Origin of the sequence: Rhodobacter lacus, from assembly GCF_042683065.1 — a bacterium.
In the GTDB taxonomy this organism is placed as follows: Bacteria; Pseudomonadota; Alphaproteobacteria; order Rhodobacterales; family Rhodobacteraceae; genus Rhodobacter; species Rhodobacter lacus.
This window is the reverse complement of sequence record NZ_JBHUIX010000013.1, coordinates 388,072-394,298: the sequence shown is the minus strand read 5'-3', so window position 1 is coordinate 394,298 and position 6,227 is coordinate 388,072. Positions and strand designations below refer to the sequence as shown.

Annotated in this window: 8 protein-coding genes and 1 tRNA gene; 2 read left to right on the top strand and 7 right to left on the bottom strand. The window is 66.3% G+C overall.

All coding sequences use genetic code 11. The features are described 5' to 3' along the window. The first annotated feature begins 225 nt into the window (after nt 1-225). Nucleotides 226-312: transfer RNA gene (locus tag ACFSM0_RS14075), tRNA-Leu, on the top strand. A gap of 215 nt (nt 313-527) precedes the next feature. Here the strand turns inward: ACFSM0_RS14075 and ACFSM0_RS14070 are convergent. The 7 genes from ACFSM0_RS14070 to ACFSM0_RS14040 form a co-directional block, all read right to left on the bottom strand. Beyond that, a complete protein-coding gene (locus ACFSM0_RS14070) occupies nt 528-1,067 on the bottom strand; it encodes a peroxiredoxin (RefSeq protein ID WP_377391597.1) in 540 nt (179 codons plus the stop codon). A 59-nt stretch (nt 1,068-1,126) separates the two neighbouring features. Then, nucleotides 1,127-1,498, bottom strand: a complete 372-nt coding sequence (gene fdxD, locus ACFSM0_RS14065) for a ferredoxin FdxD (RefSeq protein WP_377391594.1) — start codon at nt 1,496-1,498, stop codon at nt 1,127-1,129. Nucleotides 1,499-1,601: 103 nt separating this feature from the next. Beyond that, nucleotides 1,602-2,690, bottom strand: a complete 1,089-nt coding sequence (locus ACFSM0_RS14060; RefSeq protein ID WP_377391591.1) for an FAD:protein FMN transferase — start codon at nt 2,688-2,690, stop codon at nt 1,602-1,604. Further along, nucleotides 2,687-3,196: a SoxR reducing system RseC family protein gene (locus tag ACFSM0_RS14055; RefSeq protein ID WP_377391588.1), complete on the bottom strand. Its 510-nt coding sequence runs from the start codon at nt 3,194-3,196 to the stop codon at nt 2,687-2,689. Before ACFSM0_RS14055 ends, ACFSM0_RS14060 begins: the two co-directional genes overlap by 4 nt. Nucleotide 3,197: 1 nt before the next feature. Then, entirely contained in the window at nt 3,198-3,398 is a 201-nt protein-coding gene (locus ACFSM0_RS14050; RefSeq protein WP_377391585.1) for a 4Fe-4S binding protein, read from the bottom strand. 67 nt (nt 3,399-3,465) lie between these two features. Continuing rightward, nucleotides 3,466-3,753 carry a ferredoxin FdxC gene (gene fdxC, locus ACFSM0_RS14045; RefSeq protein ID WP_097070039.1) on the bottom strand — a complete coding sequence of 96 codons (288 nt, stop codon included), beginning with the start codon at nt 3,751-3,753 and terminating at the stop codon, nt 3,466-3,468. 45 nt (nt 3,754-3,798) lie between these two features. Then, nucleotides 3,799-5,103, bottom strand: a complete 1,305-nt coding sequence (locus ACFSM0_RS14040; protein ID WP_465270047.1) for an FprA family A-type flavoprotein — start codon at nt 5,101-5,103, stop codon at nt 3,799-3,801. 511 nt (nt 5,104-5,614) lie between these two features. On the opposite strand from ACFSM0_RS14040, the gene rsxA reads away from it, so the two are divergent. After that, the gene (rsxA, locus tag ACFSM0_RS14035) at nt 5,615-6,196 is read left to right on the top strand and encodes an electron transport complex subunit RsxA (RefSeq protein ID WP_377391582.1); all 582 of its coding nucleotides are present in this window, start codon (nt 5,615-5,617) and stop codon (nt 6,194-6,196) included. Nucleotides 6,197-6,227: the final 31 nt, after the last annotated feature.

The following is a 6,227-nucleotide window of genomic DNA, read 5'->3' as shown; positions in this document are numbered from 1 at the left end:
CCCGGCTCCCCCCTCGGCCCCCCTCCCCCGCACGCAGTGCGAAATACGTCTCCTCGGGGCGCTTTGCGCAAACCAATTTCCGGCCGATTGCCCGCCGGCTTCCCACGCACCGGACCGGCTGCGGCGGCGCGCAAAAAAAAATGCGCGGAAATGCAGATTGCGTCAAAATGGGTCTTTTCATTCCCCGCGGGCTCCGCTAAATCCCCGCTCACCAAGTCAGAACGTGCGGTTGTGGCGGAATTGGTAGACGCGCAGCGTTGAGGTCGCTGTGGGGTAACTCCCGTGGAAGTTCGAGTCTTCTCAACCGCACCACTGATTTCAGGACGGCAAGCCCGGAGCGCTCCAACGCTCCGCGCTTCGTCGTTTCGGCGGCGCCCGCCAATCTCTTTTTCGGCAATGGGGGTCCGGGGGCGAAGCCCCCGGCGGGTCGCCTCGGCTCTGCCGAGGCGAAACACCCTCCAAAGCGCCCCAAAAGCGAAGGCCCCGCCAATGGCGGGGCCTTGCTCTCTCTCCAACGCTGTCGCGGCTCAGGCGGCTTGCGCCTGGCTCAGCCACGCGAGCACATTTTCCGGGCTCGACACGCCGTAGGGGTCCTCCGGGCAATTGTCCATCAGGCCGGGCTCTTCGAACCAGGCCTCGATCACCCCATCGGTCACCACTGCCGCATAGCGCCACGAGCGCAGGCCAAAGCCGAGATTGTCCTTGCGCACCAGCATCCCCATGCGGCGCGTGAACTCGCCCGACCCGTCCGGGATCACCTTGACGTTTTCGAGCCCCTGCGCTTTCGCCCATTGGTTCATCACGAAACTGTCGTTGACCGACAGACAGTAGATCGCATCGATCCCCTTGGCGGCAAAATCGCCAAAGCCGTTCTCGAAGCCCGGCAGCTGATAGGTCGAGCAGGTCGGCGTGAAAGCACCCGGCAGCGCGAACAGCACCACCCGCTTGCCGGCGAAATAATCTGCCGTGGTCATGTCCTGCCAGCGGTAGGGGTTCGGCCCGCCCACGCTTTCGTCGCGCACGCGGGTGTGGAAGATCACTTCCGGCAGTCGGGAATTGGTTTTCATGCTTGGTCCTCGATCGGGTCGTTGGCCGGCGCGCCGGGGAGGCGGCGCGCCGGATCGTTTCAGGCAGAACCGCCGGGCGTGCCCGTGAAGCTCACCAGCACATCCTCGTCGCGCGGGATGAACTGGCAGGCGAGGCGGAACCGCGGCGGCGTGTCATTCACTTCCGCCAGTTCGAGTTCTGCAGGCGAGATCATCTGCAACTCCTTGAGCCGCGCCTTCTCTTTTTCGGTCAGCGCCATGCCCATCAGCGGCTTGTCGCCCAGTGCTGTTACTTCGATCAGGCACGAACCGCAATCGCCGTCGCCGCATTCAAACGGGATCGGGATCTCATGTTCCTTGGCCAGCGCAAGGATCGTCGAGGTGTTGCCCGCGACGGCGTAAATCGTCTTGTCCTTCTTCATGATCGGTGCGCTGAAAGTAATATTCGGCATCGCTGTCTCCTTGTTGTCATCACTGTGTCGTGATCGTCGGGGGCAGCCCCCCGATCTTCGCACAGCAAGGGCCATGCCAGCGCATTTTGTCGCCTTTTCGCCCTTAATCGCAGCGCGGCGCAGACACTTTGGGCAGATCGACAAGGCTCACCGGCGCCGGAAAATCCCCCCCCACCGGCGCGAGTCGCGCCCGCATCGCCGGGGTGGCGAAAATCTCGCCCGCTCCGGTGATCATCAGCACGTTCTCAACGCCCATCTGCGCGGCAATCCGCGGCCAGTCCTTCGCGCCCGCCACGCTCAGCGCGGTGGCAGCGGCATCGGCCAGCGCGCCGTTTTGCGCCAGCACCGAAACGGAGACGATATCGGTCACGGGCCGCCCGCTGCGCGGGTCGAGAATATGCGAAAAGCGCAAGCCCCCGGCCTCAAGGTAGCGCTCGTAATTGCCTGACGTGTGCAGAGATTCTCCGGGCTGCAGCTCCAGGGCCGCAACCACCCCCCAGGCAAAGGGATCGCGGATCGCCACCCGCCAGGGCCGCGCGCCGTGGCGGCCCATCACCTGCACGCCCCCGCCCGCATTGAGCACGGCATCGGTAATGCCCGCCGCGCGCAGATCCGCCTCGGCCAGATCGAGCGCCGCGCCTTTGGCATAGGCGCCCAGATCGAGCTGCACCGCCGGATTGCTTGAGCGCACCTCACGGCCCGAAATCGTCAGATCCGTCATCCGCGGATGCGCCGCCACAAGGCGCGCGATCTCCGCGGCGGGCGGCGGATCGCCCTCGGGAAGCGTATCGGCATGAAAGCCCCAGGCCTCGACCAGAGCGCCGATGGCGGGATCGAAAAGCCCGTCCGAGGCACAGGCAAGCGCCCGGCCCTGCGTCAACACGGCCGCCATCGGCGCATCGACGGTGAAGGGCGCGCCCGCGGCAATCGCGGCATTGAGGCTTTCGAGCTCCCCCGGGCGCCAGGCGTGCCAATCACGATGAAGCGTTTCGAGATGCGCATCAACCGCCGCAATCGCGGCGCGGGCGGTCGCGTCATCGACCCCATGGATCTCGATTTCGACCATCGTGCCAAAGAGATAGAGAGACTCGCTCACATCGGGCATGGGGCGCAGCGCGCGCACGCCGCCCGCCAGCGCCAGAGCCGCCGCCAGCGCCACAGACACCCGAAAAAGCGCGCCCCGCGCGTTCATTCGCAGCAGCTCGCGGCTTTGGGCGGATGGACCGCGACCGCGCGCAGGTCCGACACGCCCCGGCGGCGCCGCTCGATCAGCGCGACCGGCGCGAAGCCGAGCGCAAGCGCACCAAGCCCCGCGAGCCCCGCCCCCAGATCGCCAAGGCCAAGCCCCGAGGCGAGCGCGACACCGGCCACCAAAGCGAGCGCCGGCAGAAGATAGGCAAGCCCCGCCGCGGCGAGAAACGCATTGCCGCCCATCTCCACCTCGACCTCATCGCCCGGATGAATATCGAGTCCCGGGGGACGAGCGATTTCAAGGAGTTGCGGGCGCGAAAGTTGGGCCAGCGCGCCGGTGCCACAGCCCTTGCGGGAGGCACAGGCAGCGCAGCCCGCGGCCCGGTCGGCCAGAACGGTGAGCCGCTCCGGCCCGACCGCGACCACCCGCAGCCGCTCGACCAGAGCGCGGGGCGCAAGGTCCCCGGCCATCGGATCGGGCCGGCCTGCGGGGGCGCAGCCTGTCATCTCAGGCCTCGATCGGCGTGATGCACCCGTCTTCCATGCAGGTCGAGATGCATTGCGGCAGGTCATGCTCGCCTTCGCATTCGTTGCACAGATCGGGGTTGATGGCATAAACGCCCTTCTTCGGCGCGATCGCCTCGGTCGGGCATTGCGGCTCGCAATCGCCGCAAGAGGTGCAAAGGGTCGGGTCGATCTTCATGGCCATGGGGAGTGTCCTTTCCTTGCCTGAATGTGCAAGCGGCGCTTGCGGTGGGTGGGGCGGGCGGCCGGGGTCAGCCCGGACGGACCTTGACGTTGCCGCCAAGGATTCGGCACTGGCAAGCGAGCCGATCGTCGCTGCCGGCAAGGTTTTCCGACAGCACCCGCATTTCGAGCGCGCTCGGTTCGGAGAGATTCTCGGCGCCTTCGAGCACATGCGTGAGGCAGGTGCCGCATTCGCCCTCGCGGCAGCCGTAAGTGATGCCCGAGCCGACCTTTTCCGACATCTCGATGATGCGCGTTCCGGGGGGCACATTGACGGTGATCGCAACATCGGTGAAGGTCAGTGTCGCCTTTTCCATGCTCTGTCCTCTGGGGTTTGCCTTTGGAATTCCTGGGTTTTTTGTTCAGCGGGCGGCAAGTTCTGCAAAGTCGATCTCGCGCGGGGGGGCGCGGCCCGTAAGCTGCTGGGCAAGGCGGCGGCCAAAGGCGCGCCCCTCTTCCAGTTCCTCGTCCGAGGGATGCAGCTTCACCCGCAGCCCCGGTTCGGGCAGGCGCATCTTGAGCCCTTGCAGCCGGGTTTCAACGAGGCGGACTGCCTCACCCGACCAGCCATAAGAGCCGAAGGCCGCGCCCATCTTGCCGCGGGTCTCGATATCGACGAGGCGGGCGAGCAAATCCCACACCGTGCGCACGGCATCGCCGTTGATCGTGGGCGTGCCCACGGCCAGCCCGTCGGCCTCCTCGATCAGATCGAGGAAGGGGTCGATATCGGCGCCTTCGAGATCAAAGAGCGAGACCCGCACGCCCTCCTCTTCTTCCGCACCGTCATGGATCGCCTGCGCCAGCTGGGCGGTCGCGCCATAAGCGGAGACGTAGAAAATGAGCAGCACCTTCTCGGCGGTTTCCGCCTTCGGGCGCGGCGTGGCCAGCGCCCGGGTGCGCGCGAGCCAGTCGCGCGGACGCGCCCGCAAGATCGGGCCATGCGCGGGGGCGATCATGGCAAAATCGAGAGGCTCGATCAGATCGAGCGCCGAAATCACAAAGCTGCGGAACGGGCGCATGATCCGGTCGAAGTAATTGTCGAAGGCGTGGCGGAAATCATCCACCCGGTCCTCAAACAGCCGCCCGTCGCAGAAATGGCTGCCAAAGAGATCGCAGGTGAAAAGCACCCGCTCTTCCGGCAGCCAGGTGCATTGCGTATCGGGCCAGTGCACGTAAGGCGTGTTGAAAAAGGCCAGCGTCCGCCCCCCGAGCGACACCGCGCGCCCGGTAGTGACGGGTTTCACATGAGCGGCGTCAAAAGCCTCGCCCAACAGCGCGCGCAGCATCGGCAGGCCACGCGGGGAGAGCAGGATCTCCGCTTGCGGCGCGCGGCGGATCAGCTCGGGCACGGCGCCGGTATGGTCGGGCTCAAGATGGTTGAGCACGATGTAGCGGATCTCGTCATAGCGCGCGACCGCCTCAAGCCGTTCAAAAAAGGCGGGCGCAAATTCCGCCTTCACGGTGTCGATCACCGCCACCCCCTCGGTGCCGCGCACGAGGTAGGAATTGTAGGTGGTGCCATTTGCGGTTTTCAAGATCACGTCGAAGCTGCGCAAGCCGGGATCGAGCGCGCCGATCCAATGCACGCCATTGGCCACGGGAACCGCGCCTTCGGGGCCGGTCGTGCGGGGCGCCGCGGGGCGCAAGTGGAGGGCTTCGGAGGGCAAGAGAAACTCCTGACGATGTGATCGGGCAGCGATGGCCGCCACAATGGATCAAGCAAGCTTCATGCCATCCCCCGCGCGCGGGGGATTCCCGTCGCCCCGGCGGACCGGCCGCGACAGCACACCACAGCCGCCAAGGCCGCGCCGGGCGGCCGGGGCGGCAAGGCGGCGTTCGCACACCGCCCACAGGTTACGGATTTGTCGCAAAGCTGCGCTCCCGAAGCCGTGATGGAGCAGCCCCGACAAATTGTAGCAAACCCTACAAGCGAGGGCGCGCTCACGCGCGCGGGCACACGCACGCGCGCGACCCGCCCCTGCGCGAGCGCGCGGAGGATTGAAGAGTGCCCGCCCGGCCCCGCCGCCCGGATGCGGCAAGCCCCCGGCCGGAGCCAGATCACGGCCACGTGACGCCCGCCCCTCCAGCGGCCCTTTTGGGGCGGATGGCACGGAGCTTGCTCCATCACCCTCAGGCAGTCCCGCGATCCGGCGGGCCATCCCCGAGGCGGAGACCCAGATGCATGATTTTTTCCTGATCCTGCTCAGCACGGCGTTGGTGAACAACGTGGTTCTGGTGAAGTTCCTCGGGCTTTGCCCGTTCATGGGCGTGTCGCGCAAGACCGATGCCGCGATCGGCATGGGGCTCGCCACCACCTTCGTGCTGACGCTGGCTGCGGGTGCGAGCTGGATGGTCGAAACGCTGGTGCTTGAACCGCTCGACCTTGGCTATCTGCGCATCCTGAGCCTTATTCTCGTGATCGCCGCGATCGTGCAATTCATCGAGACGGTGCTGCGCAAGCTCTCGCCCGGGTTGCACCGCTCGCTTGGCATCTACCTGCCGCTGATCACCACGAACTGTGCCGTGCTCGGCGTTGCGCTTTTGAACATTCAAGAGGGCCACGGCCTCGCCTCGAGCCTGCTTTACGGCTTTGGCTCGGCGGCGGGCTTCACCATCGTTTTGGTGATCTTTGCGGGCATGCGCGAGCGCATGGCGCAGCTTGCCGTGCCGGTCCCGTTCAAGGGCGCGCCGATCGCCTTCGTCTCGGCGGGGCTTCTGTCGATGGCCTTCATGGGCTTCGCCGGTCTCGTTCCGAACTGATCCCCTGCCCCGCAACCGCTGCCCCAGAGGA